24 protein-coding genes and 7 tRNA genes are annotated in these 24,504 nt (G+C 63.2%); 15 read left to right on the top strand and 16 right to left on the bottom strand.

Annotated elements, in window-relative coordinates; genetic code table 11:
• The first annotated feature begins 170 nt into the window (after positions 1-170).
• The 3 genes from K226_RS0110620 (at position 171) to K226_RS0110610 (ending at position 2,434) form a co-directional block, all read left to right on the top strand.
• Positions 171-247, top strand: a tRNA-Arg gene (locus K226_RS0110620).
• A gap of 235 nt (positions 248-482) precedes the next feature.
• Entirely contained in the window at positions 483-1,535 is a 1,053-nt protein-coding gene (locus K226_RS0110615) for a Fe(3+) ABC transporter substrate-binding protein (protein ID WP_024814784.1), read from the top strand.
• Positions 1,536-1,675: 140 nt separating this feature from the next.
• The gene (locus K226_RS0110610; protein ID WP_024814783.1) at positions 1,676-2,434 is read left to right on the top strand and encodes a 3-hydroxyacyl-CoA dehydrogenase; all 759 of its coding nucleotides are present in this window, start codon (positions 1,676-1,678) and stop codon (positions 2,432-2,434) included.
• 158 nt (positions 2,435-2,592) lie between these two features.
• Here the strand turns inward: K226_RS0110610 and K226_RS0110605 are convergent.
• The 11 genes from K226_RS0110605 to folC form a co-directional block, all read right to left on the bottom strand.
• Positions 2,593-2,669: transfer RNA gene (locus tag K226_RS0110605), tRNA-Asp, on the bottom strand.
• A 50-nt stretch (positions 2,670-2,719) separates the two neighbouring features.
• A tRNA-Glu gene (locus K226_RS0110600) sits at positions 2,720-2,795 on the bottom strand.
• A 37-nt stretch (positions 2,796-2,832) separates the two neighbouring features.
• Positions 2,833-2,908: transfer RNA gene (locus K226_RS0110595), tRNA-Ala, on the bottom strand.
• Positions 2,909-2,972: 64 nt separating this feature from the next.
• Positions 2,973-3,049 (bottom strand) — tRNA-Asp (locus K226_RS0110590).
• A gap of 50 nt (positions 3,050-3,099) precedes the next feature.
• Positions 3,100-3,175: transfer RNA gene (locus tag K226_RS0110585), tRNA-Glu, on the bottom strand.
• Positions 3,176-3,212: 37 nt separating this feature from the next.
• Positions 3,213-3,288 (bottom strand) — tRNA-Ala (locus K226_RS0110580).
• Between the two features lie 62 nt (positions 3,289-3,350).
• On the bottom strand, positions 3,351-4,766 hold the full coding sequence (gltX, locus tag K226_RS0110575; protein ID WP_024814782.1) for a glutamate--tRNA ligase: 1,416 nt from the start codon (positions 4,764-4,766) through the stop codon (positions 3,351-3,353).
• A 97-nt stretch (positions 4,767-4,863) separates the two neighbouring features.
• Positions 4,864-6,363 carry an amidophosphoribosyltransferase gene (gene purF / locus K226_RS0110570; protein WP_024814781.1) on the bottom strand — a complete coding sequence of 500 codons (1,500 nt, stop codon included), beginning with the start codon at positions 6,361-6,363 and terminating at the stop codon, positions 4,864-4,866.
• 72 nt (positions 6,364-6,435) lie between these two features.
• The gene (locus tag K226_RS0110565) at positions 6,436-6,924 is read right to left on the bottom strand and encodes a CvpA family protein (protein ID WP_024814780.1); all 489 of its coding nucleotides are present in this window, start codon (positions 6,922-6,924) and stop codon (positions 6,436-6,438) included.
• A 27-nt stretch (positions 6,925-6,951) separates the two neighbouring features.
• Complete coding sequence (locus K226_RS0110560; RefSeq protein WP_024814779.1) at positions 6,952-7,812, bottom strand: SPOR domain-containing protein; 861 nt, start codon at positions 7,810-7,812, stop codon at positions 6,952-6,954.
• A 22-nt stretch (positions 7,813-7,834) separates the two neighbouring features.
• Positions 7,835-9,160, bottom strand: coding sequence for a bifunctional tetrahydrofolate synthase/dihydrofolate synthase (gene folC / locus K226_RS0110555; protein ID WP_024814778.1), 1,326 nt, complete (start codon positions 9,158-9,160; stop codon positions 7,835-7,837).
• Positions 9,161-9,184: 24 nt separating this feature from the next.
• Between folC and K226_RS0110550 the strand changes: the two genes are divergently transcribed.
• The 4 genes from K226_RS0110550 to argG all read left to right on the top strand — a co-directional run bounded on the left by K226_RS0110550 (position 9,185) and on the right by argG (position 12,314).
• The gene (locus tag K226_RS0110550; RefSeq protein WP_024814777.1) at positions 9,185-9,583 is read left to right on the top strand and encodes an ArsC family reductase; all 399 of its coding nucleotides are present in this window, start codon (positions 9,185-9,187) and stop codon (positions 9,581-9,583) included.
• A gap of 147 nt (positions 9,584-9,730) precedes the next feature.
• Positions 9,731-10,429: a glycine zipper 2TM domain-containing protein gene (locus K226_RS0110545; protein WP_024814776.1), complete on the top strand. Its 699-nt coding sequence runs from the start codon at positions 9,731-9,733 to the stop codon at positions 10,427-10,429.
• Positions 10,430-10,586: 157 nt separating this feature from the next.
• The gene (locus K226_RS0110540; protein WP_024814775.1) at positions 10,587-10,904 is read left to right on the top strand and encodes a pyrimidine/purine nucleoside phosphorylase; all 318 of its coding nucleotides are present in this window, start codon (positions 10,587-10,589) and stop codon (positions 10,902-10,904) included.
• 72 nt (positions 10,905-10,976) lie between these two features.
• Entirely contained in the window at positions 10,977-12,314 is a 1,338-nt protein-coding gene (argG, locus tag K226_RS0110535) for an argininosuccinate synthase (RefSeq protein ID WP_024814774.1), read from the top strand.
• 128 nt (positions 12,315-12,442) lie between these two features.
• Here the strand turns inward: argG and murB are convergent, their stop codons facing one another.
• Positions 12,443-13,516 carry a UDP-N-acetylmuramate dehydrogenase gene (gene murB / locus K226_RS0110530; protein ID WP_024814773.1) on the bottom strand — a complete coding sequence of 358 codons (1,074 nt, stop codon included), beginning with the start codon at positions 13,514-13,516 and terminating at the stop codon, positions 12,443-12,445.
• Positions 13,517-13,590: 74 nt separating this feature from the next.
• Here murB and K226_RS0110525 point away from each other — a divergent pair, with 74 nt between their 5' ends.
• The 3 genes from K226_RS0110525 to K226_RS0110515 all read left to right on the top strand — a co-directional run bounded on the left by K226_RS0110525 (position 13,591) and on the right by K226_RS0110515 (position 15,824).
• On the top strand, positions 13,591-14,076 hold the full coding sequence (locus K226_RS0110525; RefSeq protein ID WP_024814772.1) for a YajQ family cyclic di-GMP-binding protein: 486 nt from the start codon (positions 13,591-13,593) through the stop codon (positions 14,074-14,076).
• Between the two features lie 61 nt (positions 14,077-14,137).
• Complete coding sequence (locus K226_RS0110520) at positions 14,138-14,788, top strand: TIGR02281 family clan AA aspartic protease (protein ID WP_024814771.1); 651 nt, start codon at positions 14,138-14,140, stop codon at positions 14,786-14,788.
• A 10-nt stretch (positions 14,789-14,798) separates the two neighbouring features.
• Positions 14,799-15,824, top strand: coding sequence for an HD-GYP domain-containing protein (locus tag K226_RS0110515; protein WP_024814770.1), 1,026 nt, complete (start codon positions 14,799-14,801; stop codon positions 15,822-15,824).
• A gap of 66 nt (positions 15,825-15,890) precedes the next feature.
• On the opposite strand, the gene plsY is transcribed toward K226_RS0110515, so the two are convergent.
• From plsY to K226_RS0110500, 3 genes are all read right to left on the bottom strand, one after another.
• Positions 15,891-16,547, bottom strand: a complete 657-nt coding sequence (plsY, locus tag K226_RS0110510) for a glycerol-3-phosphate 1-O-acyltransferase PlsY (protein WP_024814769.1) — start codon at positions 16,545-16,547, stop codon at positions 15,891-15,893.
• Positions 16,548-16,595: 48 nt separating this feature from the next.
• The gene (locus tag K226_RS0110505) at positions 16,596-17,099 is read right to left on the bottom strand and encodes an aminoacyl-tRNA deacylase (RefSeq protein WP_024814768.1); all 504 of its coding nucleotides are present in this window, start codon (positions 17,097-17,099) and stop codon (positions 16,596-16,598) included.
• Between the two features lie 62 nt (positions 17,100-17,161).
• Entirely contained in the window at positions 17,162-18,223 is a 1,062-nt protein-coding gene (locus tag K226_RS0110500) for an aldo/keto reductase (RefSeq protein WP_024814767.1), read from the bottom strand.
• Positions 18,224-18,412: 189 nt separating this feature from the next.
• On the opposite strand from K226_RS0110500, the gene K226_RS0110495 reads away from it, so the two are divergent.
• Genes K226_RS0110495 through K226_RS0110480 form a run of 4 tightly spaced genes read left to right on the top strand, consistent with a single transcriptional unit; the run spans position 18,413 to position 22,411 of the window.
• Positions 18,413-19,951, top strand: a complete 1,539-nt coding sequence (locus tag K226_RS0110495; protein ID WP_035240999.1) for a class I adenylate-forming enzyme family protein — start codon at positions 18,413-18,415, stop codon at positions 19,949-19,951.
• Between the two features lie 37 nt (positions 19,952-19,988).
• The gene (locus K226_RS0110490; RefSeq protein WP_024814765.1) at positions 19,989-20,717 is read left to right on the top strand and encodes an SDR family oxidoreductase; all 729 of its coding nucleotides are present in this window, start codon (positions 19,989-19,991) and stop codon (positions 20,715-20,717) included.
• Positions 20,718-20,769: 52 nt separating this feature from the next.
• Positions 20,770-21,387, top strand: coding sequence for a 2-hydroxychromene-2-carboxylate isomerase (locus tag K226_RS0110485; protein ID WP_024814764.1), 618 nt, complete (start codon positions 20,770-20,772; stop codon positions 21,385-21,387).
• A 49-nt stretch (positions 21,388-21,436) separates the two neighbouring features.
• Positions 21,437-22,411 (top strand): tripartite tricarboxylate transporter substrate binding protein, encoded by a 975-nt coding sequence (locus tag K226_RS0110480; protein WP_024814763.1) that lies wholly within the window; start codon positions 21,437-21,439, stop codon positions 22,409-22,411.
• Positions 22,412-22,460: 49 nt separating this feature from the next.
• Here the strand turns inward: K226_RS0110480 and K226_RS0110475 are convergent, their stop codons facing one another.
• On the bottom strand, positions 22,461-23,282 hold the full coding sequence (locus tag K226_RS0110475) for an IclR family transcriptional regulator (protein WP_051463471.1): 822 nt from the start codon (positions 23,280-23,282) through the stop codon (positions 22,461-22,463).
• A 207-nt stretch (positions 23,283-23,489) separates the two neighbouring features.
• Here K226_RS0110475 and K226_RS0110470 point away from each other — a divergent pair, with 207 nt between their 5' ends.
• Positions 23,490-24,479: a nitronate monooxygenase family protein gene (locus K226_RS0110470; RefSeq protein WP_024814761.1), complete on the top strand. Its 990-nt coding sequence runs from the start codon at positions 23,490-23,492 to the stop codon at positions 24,477-24,479.
• Positions 24,480-24,504: the final 25 nt, after the last annotated feature.

Below are 24,504 nucleotides of genomic sequence, written 5' to 3'. Positions count from 1 at the left end.
AGAGTGGCCAAAGGTGGGGGAGAAGAGTTGTTATAACTGTAATCACGACTCAGCGGCAAAATGCCACCCAACCACCAGAACCCAGCCGTGCGGCGGGTATGATTCGCACCCTTGGAGTCAATCTGACTCACTGCACGCCAGGCGCTGCTCCAGGCGCCCGGCAAATCCATCTGCCCGTAGCTCAACTGGATAGAGCAATAGCCTTCTAAGCTATAGGTCGGGGGTTCGAGTCCCTCCGGGCAGGCCAAGCCTGCATTCACTGCGCCTGAACAGTTCGCTGGAAGTCGCCTGCCATTGGCAGGGGGATTTCCTCAGCCGCGCAGACGCCCCCTGAAGATGTCAATCCCGCCAGCGCGCCACTTCCTGGTGAAGGCATTGCGCGTCAAGCGCAGCATATGCACTGGGTTGCAACGTGGTTTTTATTACGAATAATTCGCGTTTGCTTTATCATCAAGATTTCCAACCTCCAAAAGATGCACTCCATGTCGAAGACCGTCAAAGCCCTGCTCACCGCCTGCGCCCTGGCCGCTGCTGCAGGTGCCGCCACCGCCCAGGAACAGGTGGTCAATCTCTACTCGGCTCGTCACTATTCCACCGATGAAGCGCTGTACACCGGCTTCACCAAGGCCACTGGCATCAAGATCAACCGGGTGGATGCGGACGATGCGGGCATTCTGGCGCGGCTGAAAGCGGAAGGAACTGCCTCCCCCGCAGACGTGATCCTGCTGGTCGATGCAGCCCGGCTTTACCGGGGAGAAATGGATGGCCTGTTCCAGCCTATCCGCTCCAAGGTGCTGGAAGACGCCATCCCCGCCAACTTGCGCAGTCTGCCGGTTGCCGACGGTGGCATTTCGTGGTTCGGCCTGTCCACCCGTGCGCGGCTGATCGTGTTCAACAAGGCCAAGGTCCAGAAAAGTGACGTGGACACCTACGAAGAGCTGGCCGATCCCAAGAACAAGGGCAAGCTGTGTATTCGTTCGGGCTCGCACCCCTACAACCTGAGTCTGTTCGGTTCTGTCACCGAGCACCTTGGCGAGCAGAAGGCCGAGGCATGGCTCAAAGGCATGGTGGCCAACCTTGCCCGCGCGCCCAAGGGTGGCGACACCGACCAGATCAAGGCCGTAGCAGCAGGCGAATGCGACATTGCCGTCACCAACAGCTACTACCTGGCACGCATGATGCGCTCCAGCAAGCCTGAAGACGTTGCCGTGGTCAACAAGGTGGGTGTGGTGTTCCCCAACCAGCAGTCCTGGGGCACCCACATGAACATTGCTGGCGGCGCCGTGGCCCGCCATGCGAAGAACCAGGCCAACGCGGTCAAGTTCCTCGAATATCTGGCCGGCGCAGAAGCGCAAAACTACTTTGCCAACGGCAACAATGAATGGCCTGCAGCGAAGGGCCTGAACATCGACAATCCGGCGCTCAAGGCCATGACGCAAGGCCAGCCCTTCAAGAGCGAAACCATTCCAATCAGCGCGGTGGGCGCCAACATCACCAAAGTGCAGCAGATGCTGGACCGGGTGGGTTTTCAGTAATCGCCCTCCTCTGCGCGCCCTGCTGCGCAGGGGTCTTGTAAAAATTCCCAGCTCTGGCTGGGCATTTTTTTGCCCGTTGAAGCCCGAATGCCTGGGTGATAATTGACGTTTACGTCAACGTCATTCACTGGAGACAGAACATGGAAATCAAGGGCAAGGTATTCATCGTGACCGGCGGCGCATCGGGCTTGGGCGAAGGCACCGCGCGCATGTTGGCCGCACAGGGTGGCACGGTAGTCATCGCCGACATGCAGACGGACAAGGGTGAACAAGTGGCCAAGGACATTGGCGGCGCATTCGTCAAATGTGATGTCAGCAACGAAGCCGACGGTCAGGTCGTGGTGGCCAAGGCCGTTTCGTTGGGCAAGCTGATGGGTCTGGTCAACTGCGCAGGCATTGCCCCTGCAGAAAAAACCGTGGGCAAGAACGGCGCCCACGCGTTGGCCGTTTTCAGCAAGACCATCACGGTAAACCTGATTGGCAGCTTCAACATGATCCGTCTGGCCGCAGAGGCCATGTGCAAGAACGACCCCGAGTCCACCGGAGAGCGCGGCGTGATGATCTCCACCGCCAGCGTGGCCGCCTATGACGGCCAGATTGGCCAGGCCGCTTATTCCGCGTCCAAGGGCGGCGTGGTGGGTATGACCTTGCCCATTGCACGCGACCTGGCCCGCAACGGTATCCGCAACATGACCATTGCACCCGGCATCTTTGGCACCCCGATGCTGTTTGGCATGCCCCAGGAAGTGCAGGACGCGCTCGCAGCCGGCGTGCCGTTCCCCAGCCGCCTTGGCACGCCGCAGGACTATGCCAAGCTGGTGCAGCACATCTTTGAAAACGACATGCTCAACGGCGAGGTGATTCGCCTGGACGGTGCCATCCGCCTGGCTCCGCGTTGAACAAGATTTTGCTATTAATTTAATAGCTATTGACGCTTACCCATCAAGCGCCAGAAGCCAATTCAACACAAACCCCGCAAACGGAAATTTGCGGGGTTTTAGTCGCACCAAGACACAAAAAAACCGCTGTAGCCTTGCGACTGCAGCGGTTTCTTATCTGGCGGAGTGGACGGGACTCGAACCCGCGACCCCCGGCGTGACAGGCCGGTATTCTAACCAACTGAACTACCACTCCTGGCAGGCAGCTTTTGCTTGCATTCTTCACGCAAGCCAAGCGCTACAACTTGGCGACCCCACGGGGATTCGAACCCCGGTACTCACCGTGAAAGGGTGATGTCCTAGGCCTCTAGACGATGGGGTCAAAACCTTGGAACTAACCGATAACTACTGACAAACCTTGGTGGAGGTAAACGGGATCGAACCGATGACCTCTTGCATGCCATGCAAGCGCTCTCCCAGCTGAGCTATACCCCCAAACCTCTTTGGCTCTCGCCAAAGAAAAACCCTTGCATATCAAAGACCTGCAAGGGCTTTTGACTGGCGGAGTGGACGGGACTCGAACCCGCGACCCCCGGCGTGACAGGCCGGTATTCTAACCAACTGAACTACCACTCCTGGCAGGCAGCTTTTGCTTGCATTCTTCACGCAAGCCAAGCGCTACAACTTGGCGACCCCACGGGGATTCGAACCCCGGTACTCACCGTGAAAGGGTGATGTCCTAGGCCTCTAGACGATGGGGTCAAAACCTTGGAACTAACCGATAACTACTGACAAACCTTGGTGGAGGTAAACGGGATCGAACCGATGACCTCTTGCATGCCATGCAAGCGCTCTCCCAGCTGAGCTATACCCCCCTTTGGCAACAACGTTCACATTGCAATCGTTGTCATCAGAGCCTTGAATTATAGACAGATTTTTAGCGGTTTCGCAAACGTGCGACAACTTTTTCACGCCCCACCAGTTCGAGCACTGCATCGACCGATGGCGTGTGGGCGGACCCCGCGGTCAGAACCCGCACGGGCATGGCCAGTTGAGGCATCTTGAGCCCATGTGTCGCCAGCACTTGCTTGAACGCCGCGCTGATGGCAGCCTTGTCCCAGTCACATGAAGCCAACGCATCAGCCAACGCATCCAAAGCAGGCGCAATGGCATCGGTCACATGCTGGGCAAGCTCTGCCTGCGCAGGGGAAACGGGTCCATAAAACACGAACGCCCAGTCTGCCAGGGCCACGGTGGTATCGCACCGGTCCTTGAACAAGGCGCAGATGCGGGGCAAACGGCCATCGGCCAAGTCTGAAGCAGCAATGCCGCGCTTCTCCAACTGGGGGGCGACGAGGGCCGCCAGTGCATCATCGGCCATGGCCTTGAGGTGCTGGGCATTCACCCAGCGCAGCTTGGCTTCGTCGAACTGCGCAGCACTGCGCCCCAGGTGGTCGAGGTTGAACCACTGCAGAAACTGCTCGCGGCTGAAGATTTCGTCATCTCCGTGGCTCCAGCCCAGGCGCGCCAGGTAGTTCACCATGGCATCGGGCAGATAGCCTTCATCGCGGTATTGCGTGACGGGTTTTGCGCCATTGCGCTTGCTCATCTTCTCGCCGAGCTCGTTGAGCACGGTGGGCAGGTGGGCATACACCGGCGGTTCCTTGCCCAGGGCGCGGAATATATTGATCTGACGCGGTGTGTTGTTCACATGGTCGTCGCCACGGATCACATGCGTGATGGCCATGTCGATATCGTCCACCACCACACAGAAGTTGTAGGTGGGCGTGCCGTCGGGGCGCGCAATCACCAGGTCGTCGAGTTCGTCGTTGCGGATCTCGATGCGGCCCTTGACCTTGTCGTCCCATGCCACCAAGCCGCCCTGCGGATTGCGAAAACGCAGCACGGGTTGCACACCTTCGGGCACCGCAGGCAACGTCTTGCCGGGCTCTGGGCGCCAGGTACCGTCATAGCGTGGCTTTTCCTTGTCGGCCATCTGCTTTTCGCGCAAGGCATCGAGTTCGGCCACGCTCATGTAGCACGGGTAGACATGTCCGGCCGCCTGCAGTTCAGCCAGCACGGCTTTGTAGCGGTCCATGCGCTGCATCTGGTAGAACGGACCTTCATCGTGATCCAGCCCCAGCCAGGCCATGCCTTCGATGATCACGTCCACTGCCGCCTGGCTGGAGCGCTCCAGATCGGTGTCCTCGATGCGCAGGATGAAATCACCCCCGGTGGCCCGCGCAAACGCCCATGGGTACAGCGCCGAGCGGATGTTGCCAAGGTGAATGAAGCCGGTAGGCGATGGCGCGAAACGGGTGCGCACGTGTACGGGGGATTGGTTTTCAGTCATGGCAGTCAGGCCGGGGCATGGGCCCGGCGTCGTTATTGGGGTCGGCAACAAGAGCGGGCTCCTTGCGAAACCCGGCCCTCGATCATCGCGCGTGGCTCTATTGCGCGTTGGGCAGTGCCAGGCGGGAGGTGTCTTCTTCACCCTCCTCCACGCCCACGCGGCCTTCGTTGAGGCGCGCAATGTCGTCCGCAGTGATGTCTCCGGTGACATACACGCCGTCGAAACACGAGGCATCAAACCCCACGATGGCCGGGTTCAGGGAACCGATGGCCCGCTTCATGCCGTCCACATCCTGGTAGATCAGCGCATCACAGCCAATGGCCTGGCGCACCTCTTCCACCGTGCGGTCGTGGGCCACCAGCTCGCTGCTGGTGGGCATGTCAATGCCGTACACATTGGGGTAGCGCACTGGCGGCGCAGCGCTGGCCAGATACACCTTGCGGGCACCGGCGTCTCGGGCCATCTGCACGATCTCGCGCGAGGTTGTGCCACGCACGATGGAATCATCGACCAGCAGCACATTGCGGCCCTTGAACTCGCTGCCAATCACATTGAGCTTCTGGCGCACGGATTTCTTGCGCACGCCCTGCCCCGGCATGATGAAGGTGCGGCCCACGTAGCGGTTCTTCACGAACCCTTCGCGGTAGGGAATGCCCAGCAGATGCGCCAGCTGGGTTGCGCTGGGACGACTCGACTCGGGGATGGGAATGATCACATCGATCTCGTTCGGCGGCACGGTGGACACCACCCGCTTGGCCAGCGCCTCGCCCAGGTTGAGCCGCGCCTGGTAGACCGAAATTCCGTCGAGCACCGAATCGGGCCGCGCCAGATAGACAAACTCGAAAATGCAGGGGTTCAGCTGCGGGTTCTCTGCACACTGGCGCGCATGCACCTTGCCGTCGAGCGTGATGAAAATGGCCTCGCCCGGGTCGATGTTGCGCTCGAAGACGTGCGACGTGCCCTCCAGCGCCACCGATTCGCTGCCCACCATCACCGTGCCATCCTGGCTGCGCCCCATGGCCAGCGGCCGGATACCGTGGGGGTCGCGGAAAGCCAGCAGACCATGCCCGGCGATCAGTGCGATGACGGCATACGAACCCTTGATGCGCTTATGCACGGCACGCACCGCCGTAAAGACGTCCTCGGGCTGCAGCGGCACGCCCCGGGTCGCGCGCTCGAGCTCATGGGCAAACACGTTGAGCAACACCTCCGAATCGCTGTCGGTGTTGGTGTGCCGGTGGTCAGTTTGAAAGAGCTCGTTGCGCAGGGACAGCGCATTGGTCAGGTTTCCGTTGTGCACCAGCACGATGCCAAACGGTGCATTCACGTAAAACGGCTGCGCCTCTTCTTCGCTGAAGGCGTTGCCGGCCGTTGGATAGCGCACCTGGCCCAACCCCGCATTGCCCGGCAAGGCCCGCATGTTGCGCGTGCGAAACACATCGCGCACCATGCCCTTGGCCTTGTGCATGAAGAATTTGCGGCCCTGCTGGGTCACGATGCCTGCGGCATCCTGGCCCCGGTGCTGCAGCAGCAGCAAGGCGTCATAAATCAGCTGATTGACGGGCGCTGCGCTGACGACGCCGACGATTCCACACATAGTTCGATTCCATCCATTTGCGGGAACAGCCCCGCGGCAATTTTTTGGCAGCGGCTTGTGGCCACCCCCCTGTCACGAAGGCAAATGCCTTCCAAATTCTTCGGGCAATGCAGGCTTGAGGCTCTTGAGCATGCCACCCAGCACCGGTGCACTGTGCGACTCCTGCCACCACGCCGCCTCATGCAAGGGCGTCAAGCCCACCACCACGGCAACCACCAGCAACAACACCACCCCCCGCACCACACCAAACACCGCCCCCAGCGTTCTATCTGCCGGACGCAAACCGATGGCATCCACCAGCTTCTTGGCCAGCCAGGCCAGAAATCCGCAGGCAAACACTGCCCCGACAAAGACCACGATGAAGCCGGCCGCATAGCGCAGTGCGCCATCGGAATCCCCCAGTGGCAACACGGCCGCCATGTCCGGGGCAAACCACTGGGCCACAAAAAATGACGCCACCCAGCCTGCTACTGACAACACCTCGAAGACCAGGCCCCGCCACGCGCCGATCGCCATCGATGCCAGCAGTACCACCGCAAAAATCCAGTCCAGCGATGCCATGGTGAGCAATGGTGAAACCGCCGGCAGTTACAGCGTCAACACCGAGGCCGACAACCCCAGTCCCTTGATGCGGCTGGCGGCCTTGTCTGCTTCGGCGCGGCTGGTCAGGGGCCCCACACGCACACGCACGCGCTTTCCGTCCTTGGTATCCACCACCTGGGTGTAGGTCTTGAGCCCAGCCCGCTCCAGCTTGGTGCGCGCCTCGCGGGCCTTGTCGGCATCGGCAAAGGCGCCTACCTGAACGATGAACCGGCCTTCCTCGGCTTGTGCACCGGCGGCGGGCTGTGCAGAGCGCCCTTCCAGCAAGGCCCGGGCCCGCGCCGACTCATCGACCGCCGCAGGCTTACGCTCGGGGACAGACGGCTTGGGCTCTGGCTTGGGTTTGGGCTCCGGCTTCGGCTCGGGCAACGCTGCGGGCTTTGGCTTGGCATCCGGCTTGGCGGTGGACTTTTCCGCTGCAGGCTCTCCCGCCGCCGGCTTGTCTGCACTGCGGCGGCTGGCCACCAGCTCCTCGCCGTCACCCAGCCCAGCCCCGGCAGCGCTGCGCTCCGGTGCCTGCGATGATGCGGCCGCTGGCGATCTGGACTGCGACACAGCGGACCGCGTTGCAGGTGAATCGTGCGTTGCGGCTGGCACGACCAGCGGCGCTACCTTGTTGCGGTCGGGGATCTCAATGGGAATATCCACCGGGATGGGGCGTGGCTGGGTATCAAACAGCAACGGAAAGCCCACCACGCCGAGCAAAACCAGCACCGCAGCGCCGATCAGACGATGCCGTGCGCGCCGGCGCATGACTTCGATGCTCTCGGCTTGGGCCGAACGGGAGCGCTTGGCCGGCTTGTCGGCCTGTTCACTCTGACCGGGCCACCGAAACTTGAAAAATGCCATGGAGTAGAGACTCGTACGGAGCTTATGCGCCCAGATGTTTGGCGTGCAGGCGGGGGATTCCGTTGATCAGCACACCACCCACCGTGTAAAACGAGCCAAAGACCACAATTCTATCAGCGGGGTCTGCCGCAGCCACCGCTGCCTGAAGGGCCTGCAAGGGGTCGGAGTGGACACTGGTGTTTACCTGCCGCAGGCCGCCCGACACCATCTGCAGCGCATTCCATTTCTGCTGCAGCACGGCGCCCTTTTCGGCGCGTGGCGTGGGCAGATCGGTGAAATACCAGTGGTCTACCAGCGGCCCCACCTTGGCCAGCATTGGGGCCAGATCCTTGTCGGCCATGGCGCCAAACACGGCGTGCGTTGCCGGGAAATAGCCCATGGCATCCAGGTTGGCCGTGAGCGCCGCCACGGAATGCGGGTTGTGCGCCACGTCCAGCACCAGTGTCGGCTGCCCCGGCACGATCTGAAAACGGCCCGGCAATTCAACCAGTGCCAGGCCATTGCGCACGGCCTGCGCCGTCACGGGCAGGCGTGTGCGCAGCGCCTCAAACGCCGCCAGCACCCCGGAGGCATTCACCAGCTGGTTGGCCCCGCGCAGCGCCGGATAGGCCAGCCCGGCATAACGCCGCCCGCGCCCGGCCCAGCTCCATTGCTGCTTGTCGCCCGAAAAATTGAAGTCGTGACCAAAGCGCCAGAGGTCGGCCCCCATTTCGCGCGCATGGTCGATCACGCTTTGCGGCGCCATCGGGTCGCTCACCACCACCGGGCGGCCCGTGCGCATGATGCCGGCCTTTTCACGCCCGATGCTTTCGCGGTCCGGCCCCAGGTATTCGGTGTGGTCGATGTCGATGCTGGTGATGATGGCGCAGTCTGCGTCGATGATGTTGGTGGCGTCCAGCCGGCCGCCCAGCCCCACCTCCAGGATGGCCACATCCAGCAGCGAATGGCTCATCAGGCGCAGGATGGCCAGCGTGGTGAATTCAAAGTACGTCAGCGAAACATCATTGCCATTGAGCGTTCTTGCGCTTTCCACCGCTTCAAAGTGCGCTATCAGATCAGAAGCATTTACAGCTTCGCCATGCACGCGGCAGCGCTCTTCAAAATGCACCAGGTGCGGCGAGGTGTACACCCCGGTGCGAAAACCGGCTTGCTCGGCCACGGCCTCCAGCATGGCGCAGGTAGAGCCCTTGCCATTGGTGCCGGCGACGGTGATCACAGGGCAGTCAAAACGCAGGCCCATGCGGGTGGCCACTTCGCGAACCCGCTCCAGGCCCATGTCGATGTTCTGCGGGTGCAGCAGCTCGCAATGGCGGAGCCAGCCTTCCAGTGTGTGAATTTTGGTTTGCATACGCGGCCAATTGTCGCTTAGCGGATGATGGCGGTCATGAAAACACCCCTCATCACTCTGTACGGAATCCCGAACTGCGACACAGTCAAAAAGGCGCGCGCCTGGCTCACTGGGCAGGGGCTTGACCACACCTTCCACGATTTCAAGAAGCAAGGCGTTCCTGCGGAGCGCCTGCCCGACTGGCTGGCCGCCGTGGGTTGGCAAAAGCTGGTGAACCGGCAGGGAACCACCTGGCGCAAGCTGGACCCCGGCGCCCAGGCGGCCGTGCAAGACGATGCCAGCGCCAGCCAGCTGATGCAGGCGCAGCCCAGCGTCATCAAGCGCCCGGTGGTGGAGTGGCGCCAGGGTGAACGCACTTCCATCACGGTGGGCTTTGATGCAGCGCAGTGGCAAGAACAGCAAGCAGCGCTTCCAGATGAATGAAAAGATGAAGGAATGAAGCGGCGACGGACCGCACCGCTCCAGCGTTCTTTACCCAGCTTTACGGTGCCGTGTCGGCAGATTGGTGCCCCGGGCCTCAACTTTTTTCGGGTCTGGTGCGTTGTGTACCGAACTGTCAGGAGTTCCCTCATGAAAAAAATCGCCCTATGGACTGCCTTGCTCGCCGTGACCACTGTCGTGTCAGCGCAGGAGCAGGGCCGCGTGCTGTCGGCCACACCCGTGGTGCAACAAGTGGGTATTCCGCAGCAGGTATGCGGCAACGAAACCGTTTACAACGGTTCGCACAACTCGGGCGCTGGCGCCTTGCTGGGCGCCATTGCCGGTGGTGCGGCAGGCAATGCCGTGGGCCATGGCAGCGGGCGCGCGGCCGCCACCGCGCTGGGCGTGATCGGTGGCGCCGTGCTGGGCAACCAGATCGAAGGCAACGGCCAGCCCCGTTACCAGAACGTGCAGCGCTGCACCACCGAAACCTATTACGAGGACCGCACCGTGGGCTACGACGTGGTGTATGAATATGCCGGGCGCCAGTACAACACCCGCACCCAGGCCGATCCGGGACCGTGGATTGCGCTCAGCGTTCAGCCCCTGGCGGGCAACAACCAGGGCAGGATCTACTCCACCCAGCCCGACCCCTACCGGCAGCAGGGCGTGTATTCGCAGTCCGGGGTGGTCACGTCCACCTATCGGACGCACCCCACGCAACCCACCTACGCCGTCCAGCCTGCCTATCCGGATCAACCCGTTTACGTGAGCCCGCCTGCGATGGTGATCGAGTACGGCTACGGTCGCCCCTCCTACCCCACCCACCGCAACCCCCACTGGCGCTGAGCAGCCTTCAGCGCATTGCGTCACCAGAGCCCCCTCGTAGGGGCTCTTTTTTTGCCCCGATGCGCCAGCAAACGCCAGCGCAACCGTGCCCCACGGCGCCCAGGCCGTGCCCCCTGCCCTAAAATCACCGGTTTCCTTCTTTCTACCCCGCGCATCCATGACCACCGAAAAAATCGACGGCGTGTCCGTCACGACCAAGGCCAGTGTTTATTTCGACGGCAAATGCGTGAGCCATGGCATCACGTTCCCCGACGGCACGAAAAAATCGGTGGGCGTGATCCTGCCCGCCACGCTGACGTTCAACACCGGCGCGCCCGAGATCATGGAATGCGTGGCTGGTTCGTGCGAGTACAAGCTTGCGGGCAGCGACGCCTGGGTGAAGTCCTCCGCCGGCGAGCAATTCAATGTGCCCGGCAACTCGAAGTTCGACATCCGCGTGACCGAGGCCTACCACTACATCTGCCACTTCGGCTGAAATTTATAGTCTTTTTGGCCTCTAGAGCTTATCCAGCAAGCGCGAGCAGCTATCATTTTTAAGAAATATTCCATGGCAACCATCCTTCAAAACCTCCCCCTCGGCCAGAAGGTCGGCATCGCGTTTTCCGGCGGCCTGGACACCAGCGCGGCCCTGCGCTGGATGAAGAACAAGGGCGCCCTGCCCTACGCCTACACGGCCAACCTGGGCCAGCCCGACGAGCCCGACTACGACGCCATCCCGCGCAAGGCCATGGAATACGGCGCAGAGCTGGCGCGCCTGATCGACTGCCGCACGCAACTGGCCCACGAAGGCATTGCAGCGCTGCAGGCCGGCGCCTTCCACATCAGCACCGCCGGCGTGACCTACTTCAACACCACGCCACTGGGCCGCGCCGTCACCGGCACCATGCTGGTGTCGGCCATGAAGGAGGACGACGTCCACATCTGGGGCGACGGTTCCACCTTCAAGGGCAACGACATCGAGCGCTTCTACCGCTACGGCCTGCTGACCAACCCCTCGCTGCGCATCTACAAGCCCTGGCTGGACCAGCAGTTCATCGATGAACTCGGCGGCCGCGCCGAGATGTCGGCCTTCATGACCCAGCAAGGCTTCGGCTACAAGATGAGCGCCGAGAAGGCCTACAGCACCGACAGCAACATGCTGGGCGCCACGCACGAAGCCAAGGACCTGGAGTTCCTCTCCAGCGGCATCCGCATCGTCAACCCCATCATGGGCGTGGCGTTCTGGAAGGACGACGTGGTCGTGAAGGTCGAGGAAGTGTCGGTCACCTTCAACGAAGGCCAGCCCGTCGCCCTCAACGGCAAGGAATACACCGACCCGGTCGAGCTGATCCTGGAGGCCAACCGCATTGGCGGCCGCCACGGCCTGGGCATGAGCGACCAGATCGAGAACCGCATCATCGAGGCCAAGAGCCGCGGCATCTACGAGGCCCCGGGTCTCGCGCTGCTGCACATCGCCTACGAGCGCCTGGTGACCGGCATCCACAACGAAGACACCATCGAGCAGTACCGCATGAACGGCCTCAAGCTCGGCCGCCTGCTCTACCAGGGCCGCTGGTTCGACCCCCAGGCCATCATGCTGCGCGAGACCGCCCAGCGCTGGGTGGCGCGCGCCATCACCGGCACCGTGACGCTGGAGCTGCGCCGTGGCAACGACTACTCGCTGCTCAACACCGAGTCGCCCAACCTGACCTACGCGCCCGAGCGCCTGTCGATGGAAAAGGTGGAAGACGCGCCCTTCTCGCCGCTCGACCGCATCGGCCAGCTCACCATGCGCAACCTCGATATCGTGGACACGCGCGCCAAGCTGATGACCTACGCCCAGTCCGGCCTGCTGACGCTGGGCCAGGGTTCGCCGCTGCCGCAACTGAGCAACGACGACAAGTAAGCCCGCACCCCGCGCGCAACAAAAAACCGCCTTCGGGCGGTTTTTTTATGGTCTTTTTGGCTTCTAGCGCTTATTCAGAAAGCGCTAACAGCTACTATTTTAATAGCACTAAAACAACCGTTCACTGGTCACCACACCACCGGCTCGGGCTCCAGCCGGATGCCAAAGCGCTCGTACACACTGGTCTGGATGGCCTTGGCAAGGGTCATGACCTCGCCGCCAGTCACGCTATCCTGGCCGTGGCCGCGGTTGACCAGCACCAGCGCCTGTTTCTCGTACACCCCGGCCTTGCCCACGCTCTTGCCTTTCCAGCCGCAGGCATCAATGAGCCAGCCTGCCGCCAGCTTGATGCTGCCATCCGGCATGGGGTAGTGCACGATCTTGGGGTCGCGGGCGATGATGTCGGTGCACTGCTCTGGCGTCACCGTGGGGTTCTTGAAGAAGCTGCCGGCGTTGCCCAACACCGCCGGGTCGGGCAGCTTGGCGCGGCGAATGTCGCACACCCAGTCAAAAATCTGCTGCGCCGTGGGCTGATCGACCCCCGCCTCAATGCGCCGCCGCTCCAGATCGAGATATCCGAGCACCGGTTTCCACGGCTTGGGCAGCCGAAAGCGCACATGGGTGATCACGGCGCGGCCTGCCAGGCCCATGCCACGCGGCATTGAGCTGCCGTCCGTCGATTCGGAAGGTGCGTGCTTGAAAACGGAGTCGCGGTAGCCAAAACCGCATTGCGCGGCATCCAGGCTGAAAGACTGGCCGGTGGCCAGATCGATGGCATCCAGCGACTCAAACCGGTCCTGCAGCTCTACGCCATACGCACCAATGTTCTGCACCGGCGACGCACCCACCGTGCCGGGGATCAGCGCCAGGTTTTCGAGCCCCGGAAATCCCTGCGCCAGTGTCCAGGCCACCGCGTCGTGCCAGACCTCGCCCGCGCCCGCCTCGACGATCCAGGCCCGATCGGTCTCTTGCACCAGGCGCAGGCCTTTGATCTCCATCTTCAGCACCACGGGTTTGACATCGCCCGTCAGGATGATGTTGCTGCCGCCGCCCAGCACCCATTTCGGCGCGGGCGCCAGTTCCGGATCGGCCAGAACGGCGTGCAAATCAGCCACGGAGCGCACGCGCACGAAGGTTTGGGCGCGTGCAACGATGCCAAAGGTGTTCCAGGGCTGCAAAGGGGCGTTTTTCTCGACTACCATTAGCCCGATTGTCGCACCGGGCCCTTTCGGCCTTGTGTGAATTGCTCCCGTTTCCCCTGAGATTGAGAACCGCCATGCCCTCTTTTGACACCATCTGTGAAGCCAACCTCGTTGAAGTGAAGAATGCGGTGGAAAACACCGTCAAGGAAATCACCACCCGCTTTGATTTCAAGGGCACCTCTGCCAGCATTGAAATCAAGGACAAGGAAATCACCATGGTGGGCGACGCCGAGTTCCAGCTCACCCAGATCGAGGACGTGCTGCGCAACAAGCTCACCAAGCGCAATGTGGACGTGCGCTTTCTCGACATGGGCGACGTGCAGAAAATGGGCGGCGACAAGGTCAAGCAGGTCATCAAGGTGCGCAACGGCATCGAGAGCGAGCTGGCCAAGAAACTGCAAAAGCTCATGAAAGAGAGCAAACTCAAGGTGCAAGCCGCCATCCAGGAGGACAAGGTGCGTGTGACGGGCGCCAAGCGCGACGACCTGCAGGCGGCCATGGCGCTGATCCGCAAGGAGATCAACGACGTGCCCCTGTCCTTCGACAATTTTCGCGACTGAACACAGGGCCTGCCCCCGTTTCGCCGCACACCCACTGCACCCTGGGGCTCCGCCATTCACCATGAAAAAGCACCTTTTTCACCCCGCCGCTGCGCTGCTGGCCGCCGCGCTGCTGGCGCCGCTGTTTGCGCGCGCTCAATCGGTGGCCCTGGGCGGCATTCTGGGCACCAAGGCGCTGCTCATCGTCAACAACGGTGCGCCCAAGGGTGTGGGGGCCGGTGAGTCCCATCAGGGAGTGAAGGTGGTCGCCGTTGGCAAGGACGAGGCCATGGTCGAAATCTCGGGTGCCCGGCGCACCCTGCATCTTGGCGAGGCCCCGGTGAGCGTGGGCAACAAGAGCGGCGGCAAGCGTGTGGTGTTGACCGCCGACAGCCGGGGGCATTTCATCAACAGCGGCACCATCAACGGCAGCGTCATGCAATACATGGTGGACACGGGCGCCTCTACCGTGGCCATCGGGCGCCCCGATGCGGAACGCATGGGCCTCAAGTACCTGAGCGGCCAGCCCGTGCGCATGAGCACCGCCAACGGCGTTGCCCAGGGCTGGCGCATGAAACTCGATTCGGTGCGCATCGGTGATGTCGAGGTGTTTGGCGTGGAAGCCATCGTCACGCCCCAGTCCATGCCCTTCGTGCTGCTGGGCAACAGCTTTCTGACCGAGTTCCAGATGACCCGCACCAACGACCAGATGGTGCTGGAAAAGCGCCACTGACCTACTGCCCATGGCTGCCCGACTTCCTCCCGGAAACCAGCGCCACGATGGCGAATATGAAGACCTTCTGAGCCTGTGGTCCGATCTGGAATCGGCGCTGTCCGTCGTGCTCTCGGCGCCGCTGCGGGTGCAGGATTTTCCGGCCAAGGTGCGCCAGATCGACCGCTGGCTGCAAGACCTGGTGGCCCACGACATCGACGCCGCGCTGTACCTGATGTTCCAGCTGGCCTCCACTTCCTCGGTGGGCTACAGCGAATCGCACGCGCTGGTGTGCGGCACCCTGTGCCACATCATGGCGCAAGAGCTACAGCTGCCTCCCCGCGAGCGCGACAGCCTGGTGCGCGCCGCCCTCACCATGAACATAGCCATGACGGCGTTGCAGGACGTGCTGGCCGGCCAGCGGGAAAAACCCACGGCAGCACAGCAGGATGCAATTCGCAATCATCCCCAGGAGAGCCAGGCACTGCTCGAACGCCTGTTCATCACCGACAACCTCTGGCTGGACGTGGTGGGCCAGCACCACGCCAGCATTTCCGACCGTGTGCCGCTAGCCAGCCAGGAGCCGCACGACCGGCTCACCCGCATCCTGGGCACCATCGACCGCTACGCCGCCATGATCAGCCCTCGCAAGTCGCGCGCTGGCCGCAGCGCCACCGATTCGGTGCGCGCCATCGTGGGCCATGAAGTCGACCAGCGCGACGAGGTGAGCTACACGCTGGTGCGCTCGGTGGGGCTGTGCCCGCCAGGCACCTTTGTGCGCCTGGACAATGGCGATACGGCCATCGTGCTGCGCCGGGGTGAAAAGGCCAACCAGCCCCTGGTGGCCAGCCTGCTCGACCGTGCCGGGGCGCACCACGCGCGGCCGGGCATCTACCAGACCGGCATGACGAACAAGCCGCGCATCCAGTCAGCACTGGCCCGCTCCGCCGTGGCGGTGGCACTCAACCACCGCACCATGGTGCGGCTGGGGGTGTATGCAGCGGCCCCGCACAACTCGGGGCTGATGGGCCTAGTGACCGTGCCCGGAGCCCTGTAAGCACCCCACCAGGGGCAGAACCAGTCAGCGCAAACGCGCGCCCGAAAAACCGGGCGCCGTGGTGCGCTAGGGCTTGTGTTGTTTGGGCGCAGGGGCTGCCTTGGACCGGCCCAGGCGGGATTCCTTGCCCTCGATCAGGCGCCCGATGTTCTCCTTGTGGCGCCAGGCCAGCAGCATAGACATCACCCCGATGGCCACGGCAATGCTGGCCTCGGCATACCAGACCACGCCGCTCACCAGCAGGTAATACACCGGCGCAAACACCGCAGCCACCAGTGAGGCCAGTGACGAATACCGGAAGAAAAAGGCCACGATGACCCAGGTGAACGCCGTGGCCAGCCCCAGCCAGCCGCTGATGCCCAGCAGCACCCCTAAAGCAGTGGCCACGCCCTTGCCGCCTTCAAAGCGAAAGAACACGGGCCACAGGTGCCCCAGAAAAGCTGCCAGCCCCACCAGCGCGATGGTGCCGTCTTCCATGCCATAGGGCTTGCCAAACCAGCGCACCAGCACCACGGGCAACCACCCTTTCACCGCGTCCAGCAGCAGGGTGACGATGGCGGCGGCCTTGGACCCTGAGCGCAGCACATTGGTGGCGCCGGGGTTCTTGCTGCCATAGGTGCGCGGGTCGTTGAGCCCCATCAGGCGCGTCACGATGACGGCAAACGACAGCGAGCCCAGCAGGTAGGCAGCCACAGTGGCCAGGACGGGGTAAACGGCGTTCAAATCAGCTCCTTGGGGTAACAACAACGCAGCGCACTGCGCCGGGGCGGCCTATTCTGCCAGCGCGCAGTGCACCGGCGTGGCACCCAGCAACTGAACGCACACCTGCGGGTCGATCTGCACCAGAAAACCGCGCCGCCCGCCATTGATGGCAATGCGCGGCAGCTCCAGCACCGATGCTTCGATGTACACCGGCATGGTCTTGCGCGTGCCAAACGGCGATGTGCCCCCCACCAGATAGCCGCTGTGGCGGTTGGCTACCTCGGGCTTGCACGGCTCGACCGATTTGGCGCCGATCTGCCGCGCCAGGTTCTTGGTGGAAACCTTGCAGTCGCCGTGCATCAGCACGATGAGCGGCTTGGCATCCTGGTCCTGCATCACCAGCGTCTTGACGACTGTGTGCTCAGGAAGCCCCAGGCTGACCGCGCTGTGCGCGGTGCCGCCGTGCTCCACATAGTCATAGGGGTGCTCGGTGAATTCCACCTGGTGGCTCTTGAGCAGTTGCGTGGCGGGGGTCTCGCTTACGTGCACGCCCTTGCCGTCCTTTTTGGCCATAATTGAATCAAAAATAATAGCTGCTTGCGCTTTATCTGTAAGCACTAGAGGCCGATTTCATCTTAAATTGCAGGATCACCCACCTGCCAGCGAATCTGGTCGATGGCCGCCAGCAATTCTGGCGAAAGCGTGGTGCCCCAGGCGCTCAGGTCTTCGTCCAGCTGCGCCAGCGAGGTCACGCCAATGATGGTGCTGGCCACGCGCCAGTTGTTGTAGCAAAAGGCCAGTGCCAGTTGCGTGGGCGTCAGGCCGTGCTCGCGCGCCAGCTGGTTGTAGCGACGCGCGGCGGCCAGCGCCTCAGGGCGGCCCCAGCGTTGTTTGCGTACCGATTCATAGCTGGCAATGCGGGCACCCTGGGGCGTGCCGGGCCCTTCAATACCGCTGGCGTCGTACTTGCCCGTCAACAGGCCAAAGCCCAGCGGCGAATACGCCAGCAGCGACACGTTCAGACGGTGGCAGGTCTCGTCCAGCGCGTTGTCGTAGCTGCGGTTGATCAGGCAATAGGGGTTCTGCACCGTGGCCACGCGCGGCAGGCCATGCTGTTCGGCCAGGCGCACGAACTCGTGCACACCGTAGGGCGTTTCGTTGGACAACCCAATGTGGCGCACCTTGCCCGCCTGGACCAGCCCGGCCAGCGCCTGCAGCTGCTCGTGGATGGGCGTCTGCGTGGTTTCCTTGGCCGGGTCGTAGTATTTGGTGCCAAAGGCCGGCACATGGCGCTCGGGCCAGTGGATCTGGTAGAGGTCGATCACATCGGTCTGCAGGCGGCGAAGGCTGCCCTCGCACGAGGCGACGATGTCTGCGGCCGTCATGCCTTTGCCTTCGCGAATCCACGGCATGCCGCGCGAGGGGCCGGCCACCTTGCTGGCCAGCACCAGCTTCTGGCGCGCCCCAGGGTGCTTGGCAAACCAGTTGCCGATGATGGTTTCGGTGGCGCCAAAGGTGGGCGCCCGGGCCGGCACGGCATACATCTCGGCCGTGTCGATGAAATTGACCCCGCGCTCCAGAGAGCGATCCAGAATGGCATGGGAATCGGCCTCGCCCACCTGCTCGCCAAAAGTCATGGTGCCCAGGCAGATGGGGGTGACATGCAGGCCGGACTGACCGAGCTGGATGGTTTTCATGCAGGCTCCCGTAAATAAGCAAGGGCATGAGTTTACGAGGACCGTGCCCCCCGCGTAGGGTGAGCCCCTGCGCACCGCGCTTGAACTGCACTGCAGTTTTCGTTTGCGCTCAGACCGTGTTTTGCGGGCGCAAAAGACTGGATATCGCAATAGACTGGCCCGCATCGTTCACCAGCCCCCCGGGTTTTCATGCATACATCCACCTCTGCCGGGCCGACCCGGTTCCATGCCTTGCTGGACCCCTGGGCCGCGCGCCAGCCGCACCAGAGTGCGCTGACCGATGCGCACCATGCCTACACCTTCGCCCAATTACAGCAGGCCAGCATGGACGCTGCCACGCAGCTGGGCAACTGGGGCGTGCGCGCTGGCGACCGGGTGCTGATCGTCGGTGAAAACTGCGCTGCGGCGGGCGTGATCGCCTTTGCACTCAGCCGCCTGGACGCCTGGGTGTGCATCGTCAACGGCCGCCTGAGCCCGCGCGAGATCGACGGCATCATCGCGCACGCCATGCCACGGCGCGTCATCTACACCACCCATGTATCGCCCGACGCGCTGCAGCATGCCCAGCGCCACGGCGCACAGGTATGCCAGTGGACTGGCATGGGCCCGCTGCATCTGGGGCCGCTGAACCAGGCCGCCGCCCCGGAGCCCTGCCATGCCGCCGCCGCCGAACAGGTGGCCGCGTTGATCTATACCTCCGGCACCTCGGGCGCCCCCAAGGGGGTCATGCTCACACACGCCAATCTCACCTTCGTGGCAGGCACGAACCTGCGGCGCGTCGGGCCGGGCGATGTGATCTATGGCGTCCTGCCCATGGCGCATGTCGTGGGTCTGTCAACCCAGTTGCTGGGCAGTCTGGCCGCCGGCGCCTCGGTAGTGCTCGAACCCCGTTTCTCGCCGGAACGCCTTGCAGCGGCACTGCGCCAGGGTGTCACGTCATTTACCGGCGTGCCCGCGATGTATGCCCGCCTGCTCGACTGGCTGCGTGACCCTGGGCACCTGCTGCAGGCGCCAACGCTGCGCGTGATCAGCGTTGCCGGATCGCCCCTCACTCCGGCGCTGAAGGCAGGGGTGGAGACGCGGCTTCAATTGCCGCTGCTCAACGGCTACGGCCTGACCGAAACCGGCCCGACCATCGCCCAGGTGCGACCCGAGGCACCACGTACCGACTGCGCGGTAGGTTTGCCGATTCCCGGGATAGAGACACGGATCGTGGATACCCGGGGCGTCGACGTGCCGCCAGGCGATGTCGGCGAACTGTGGGTGCGGGGGCCCAATGTGATGAAAGGCTACTACCGCCAGGACGAACTCACGCGCCAGGTGATCAACCATGAAGGCTGGTTCAATACCGGCGACATGGCACGCCAGGGCGATGACGGTGCACTGCACATCGCCGGACGCACCAAGGAGCTGATCATCCGCTCCGGCTTCAACGTCTATCCGCTGGAGATCGAGCAGGCGATCAACGCGTTTCCGGGCGTGGTTCAGTCTGCCGTCGTCGGGCGTACCGTGGACCACAACGAGGAGGTCATCGCCTACGTCGAGGTGCCAAGCCACCACCCCATCGACGAACAGGCCCTGCGGCACCACCTGCGCGGACAGCTGTCGCCCTACAAGCAGCCCGCAGAGATCCACATCATGGAGCAATTGCCTGCAGCGCCCACCGGCAAGCTGCTCAAGAACGTGCTCAAGCAGATGGCAGAGCAAGGCCGTGCATCGCACGCCTGAAACCGCCCCCCCCCCACTCGAAACCCCAGGAGATCCCATGGAAAGCAAAAAGGCTGTTCTGATCATCGGTGCCGGCGACGCCACCGGCGGTGCCATCGCACGGCGATTTGCACGCGAAGGCTACGTCGCCTGCGTGACGCGCCGCAGCGAAGACAAGCTCGCTCCGCTGCTGGAGCAGATCCGCAGCGAGGGCGGAGAGGCCCATGGCTTCGGCAGCGACGCCCGCAAGGAAGAAGACATGGTGGCGGTGGTGCAGAAAATCGAGGCGGAGATCGCCCCGATCGAAGCCGCCATCTTCAACATCGGCGCCAACGTGCGCTTTGGCATCACCGAGACCACGGCCCGCGTTTACTTCAAGGTCTGGGAGATGGCGTGCTTCGGCGGTTTCCTGATGGGGCGCGAAGCGGCCAAGGTCATGCTGCCACGGGGCCGGGGAACCATCATCTTCACCGGCGCCACGGCAAGCCTGCGCGGCCGCGACGGGTTCGCGGCCTTCGCCGGCGCCAAGCACGCGCTCAGGGCGCTGGCGCAGAGCATGGCGCGCGAGCTGTGGCCCAAGGGCATCCATGTGGCCCATCCGGTCGTGGATGGCGCCATCGACACGGAGTTCATCCGCTCCAATTTCCCTGAGCGCTACGCCACCAGGGACCAGGGGGGCATCATCAACCCGGATCACATCGCGGACCTGTACTGGCAGATCCACATGCAGCCGCGCGACGCCTGGACGCATGAAACCGAAATCCGCCCCTGGATGGAGCCATGGTGACGGACCCGGCAACGATCAACCCCGACAATTTTGATCATTGGAAGGAGACACCATGACCCCCACGACCGTCGAGTTCTTGTTCGACTTCGGCAGCCCCAACGCCTACCTGTGCCACAAGATCATCCCCCAGATGGCAGCAAATACCGGCGCACAGTTCGAGTACGTCCCCATCCTGCTTGGCGGGCTGTTCAAGCTCGCCAACAACCGCTCGCCGGTGGAGGCCTACGCGCACATCCCCCACAAGCTCGCCTACGAGCGCATGGAGATGCAGCGCTTCATACACAAGCACGGACTGACAGCCTTCCAGCGCAACCCCCACTTCCCCGTCAACACGCTGCACATCATGCGCGGTGCCGTGGCCGCGCAGAAGCTCCACTGCTTCGACCGCTATGTGGACACGGTGTACGCCAGCATGTGGGAGCGCGGATGCAACATGGCAGACCTGCAGGTCATCGCGGCCGAACTCGACGCCGCCGGACTGGATTCCCAGGCCATTCTGGCCACCAGCCAGGAGCCCGACGTCAAGGAACGCCTGCTGACGAACACCCAGCAGGCCCATGCGCGTGGCGCCTTTGGCAGCCCCACATTCTTCATCGGCCAGGAGATGTACTTTGGCAAAGACCGGCTGCGCGACATGGAAGAAGCCATCGTGCAGGCCACAGGCCGCTGAGCACCACCCGATTCCCCCTACAACCACAACCTATCAGGAGACAAGTCCCATGCGTTCCCGCCCCCCATTCCTCGCCGCGCTGCTGCTGTCCGCCGTGGCCGTGCTGCCCGCCGCCCATGCGCAGGACCAGTCCACCGCCTGGCCGGTACGCCCCATCAAGATCGTGATCGGTTTTGCGCCGGGCGGCTCCACCGACACGCCCATGCGCGTGCTGGCGGAATCGGCCTCCAAGCTGCTCAAGCAGCCCGTCATCATCGAAAACAAGCCCGGTGCGGGTGGCACGCTCCCGGCGGTGGCCATGCAGTCGGCACCGAACGACGGCTACACGCTCGGCATCGCCTCATTGGGCGTGTACCGCCTGCCGTACACAACCGACCTCAAATGGGACCCGGCCAAGGACCTCACCTATGTCATCGGCCTGACCGGGTATGCATTCGGCGTGGTCGTTCCATCGTCCTCGCCCATCAAGACCTGGGCCGACTACCTGGCAGCAGCCAAGGCCAAACCCGGTCAGCTGACCTATGGAACACCTGGCGTTGCGACCACCAACCACCTGACGATGGAACAGATCTCCAGAATGGCGGGCATCCAGCTGAACCACATCCCCTACAAGGGAACGGGTGAGACCATGCAGGCGCTGCTGGGTCAGCAAATCGATTCTGCAGGCGAAACCTCTGCCTGGGCGCCGCATGTCAAGGACGGGAAAATGCGTCTGCTGGTGACCTGGGGAGCCAAGCGCATGGCCAGCTTTCCGGACGTGCCCACGCTCAGGGAAGTCGGCATTCCGCTGAGCCAGACCTCGCACTGGGGCTTGATTGCGCCCAAGGGCACCGACCCGGCCGTCGTGACCCGGCTGCACAACGTGTTCAAGCAGGCCATGGAGCAGCCGGAATTCAAAAAGGCGCTCGCCCGGTACGACATGGAACCCGAATACCGCAGCTCCAAGGACTTCCACCAGTTCGCGGTGGACACCATGAAGCAGGAAAAGGAAATCCTCGACGCCCTCGGCCTGAGCCGCAAGTAAGACCTCAAACTCCATTCACCGCGCTGGCGTGGCGCGGTGACCGGTGTCACTATTTGGCGTGGTACTGGGCCTCGATGCCGCGCACCGTGGCAATCAGTCTCGGCCGGACTTCGTCCATGAACGTTTCGGCCGAAATCGACGAGGCCGCGGCGGCGGCATTCACCACCATCAGGGGCAGGCCCGAACCCAGGCGCACGGGCACCGCAATGCCATTGATTTCGCGCCGCCAATCGCCAAACGAACGCACGCAGCCGAACTCGGCGAGGTCGGCCATCGCCTGGCGAATGCCCTGTTCGACCATCGGCCAGCCCACCGGGTCGATGGTCTGGAGCCGCGCCTCCAGCGTCTGGCGCGCCCCCGCCGGCGCACCGGCCAGATAGCCACGACCGGCGGCCGTGGTGCCCAGCGGAATGTGCGAGCCGATGCCCAGCATCAGCGTGAGAATGGCCGTCTCGCTGCGGCAGTTCTCGATGTAGAACATGGACAGGTCGTCGCGGATCGCCAGCGCCACCATGGTGTCGGTCGCATTGGCGAGCTGCTGCAAAAAGGGATTGCTCACCTCCTTGACGTCCAGACGCGACAGGGTCGTGCCCCCCAGCGTCAGCGCCATCAGGCCCAGCCGGTACCGCCCCGACTCGGCGATGTGGTGCAGATAACCCAGCTTGGTCAGCGTGTAGGTCAGCCGCGTGATAGTGGATTTGGGCAAGCTGCACCGCTCCGCAAGCTCATGGTTTCCAAGCCTCTCCTCGCCCGACTTGAACGCGTGCAAGACCTCCAGGCCCCGCGCCAGCGCCGTTACGAAGTGACGGTCGTCCTTGATCGGGCCCGATCGACGGGGCGACTCCCCTGCTGGCTTGTCCACCAATGTCACGATATGCCTCCTTGGTGGCACCGATCATGCCACTGCGCAGAACAGGTGTCCGGCTTTGAGGATGCTTTTACCGTTAGATGTTCTGCATTGCAGTTTTTGAATCCCCGCCAAGGCATGCCTTCAGCATCATTCAGCACCACAATCGGTGCTTTTTGGCTCGGCCACGCCACCCGGCCTTTCCCCACCACATTCCTCTAGGAGAACCGCATGCGCACCCGTATCACCGAACTTTTGGGTATTGAACGCCCCATCATCCAGGGGGGCATGCATTACGTCGGCCTCGCCGAATTGACGTCTGCGGTGTCCAATGCCGGCGGACTGGGCATCATCACGGCGCTGACCCAGCCCACCCCCGCCGCGCTCGCAGCCGAGATCGCGCGGTGCAGGTCGATGACGGACAAGCCGTTCGGCGTCAACCTGACCTTCCTGCCCGTGCGCACACCGCCCGACTATGCCGGCTACATCCGCGCCATCATCGAAGGCGGGGTGAAAATCGTAGAAACGGCCGGGAACAATCCGCAGCAGTGGATGCCCCTGCTGAAGGAAGCGGGGATCAAGGTCATCCACAAGTGCACCGCCGTGCGGCACGCATTGAAGGCGCAGGACATTGGCTGCGATGCCGTCAGTGTGGACGGCTTCGAGTGCGGCGGCCATCCGGGCGAGGACGATGTGCCCAATTTCATTTTGCTGCCCCGCGCGGCCGAAGAGCTGAAAATTCCCTTCATCGCCTCGGGAGGCATGGCAGATGCACGCTCTCTGGTGGCCGCGCTGGCCCTGGGCGCAGATGGCATCAACATGGGCACCCGCTTCATCGCCACCCGGGAAGCCCCGGTGCACGAAAACGTCAAGCAGGCCATTCTGGCCGCGACGGAGCTGGACACCCGCCTGGTGATGCGGCCGCTGCGCAACACGGAGCGGGTCCTGGTCAACAAAGGGGTCGAGCGGCTGCTGGAAAAGGAGCGCGAGCTGGGCGCCGCCATCACATTTGCCGACATCGTGTCCGAGGTGGGCGGCGTCTATCCCAAGGTGATGCAGAACGGCGAACTGGACGCTGGCGCATGGTCCTGTGGCATGGTGGCGGGCCTGATTCACGACATCCCCACGGTACGGGAGCTGATGGACCGGATCATGAGCGAGGCGGAACACATCGTCAGCCAGCGCCTGGCCGACATATTCGCATCAGCCCCCGCGCGTTGATGGCTTCATCGCCCGGCATGGCCCG

Source organism: Acidovorax sp. JHL-3 (assembly GCF_000526295.1).
In the GTDB taxonomy this organism is placed as follows: Bacteria; Pseudomonadota; Gammaproteobacteria; order Burkholderiales; family Burkholderiaceae_C; genus Acidovorax; species Acidovorax defluvii.
The sequence above is the reverse complement of the archived record's forward strand: the minus strand, read 5'-3'. Positions and strand labels throughout refer to the sequence as shown.